Here is a 553-nt window from a genome sequence, read left to right on the forward strand (position 1 = left end):
ATCCAGGCCCGTGTCTTTCAGAACGGCGATGCAGTCACGAATGGCGCCCACACCGGGAAAGACCACCCGGTCCGCCGCGCGGACCTGATCCGGGTCGCCGGTGATGATGATGGTCTGGCCATTGGCGACCTTTTCCAGCGCCTTGCCTGCGGAGTGCAGGTTACCCATGCCGTAATCAATAACGGCAACGACTTCACTCATATTCGGGAGCCTGTGCTGTACGGTTACTCGCTTTCGCTGAGGGTACCCTTGGTAGACGGGGTAATACCGTCCATGCGCGGGTCCGGCTCCACCGCCATACGGAGCGCGCGGCCAAAGGCCTTGAACACGGTCTCAGCCTGGTGGTGCGCATTCTTGCCGCGCAGGTTATCGATATGCAGGGTAATCATGGCGTGGTTCACGAAGCCCTGGAAAAACTCATAGAACAGGTCCACGTCGAAGCCACCGATGCTGCCCCGGGTGAAATCCACAAACATTTCCAGGCCCGGACGGCCGGACAGGTCCAGCACTACCCGTGACAGGGCTTCGTCCAGAGGCACATAGGCGTGACCGT

2 pseudogenes are annotated in these 553 nt (G+C 60.4%); both read right to left on the bottom strand.

Annotated features, from left to right (window positions below):
- Nucleotides 1–201 (bottom strand): annotated as a pseudogene (hisH, locus tag A3754_RS06135) (imidazole glycerol phosphate synthase subunit HisH); the annotation flags it as partial.
- Between the two features lie 23 nt (nt 202–224).
- Nucleotides 225–553: pseudogene (locus A3754_RS06140) on the bottom strand (imidazoleglycerol-phosphate dehydratase); the annotation flags it as partial.

Source organism: Alcanivorax sp. HI0083 (assembly GCF_001635175.1).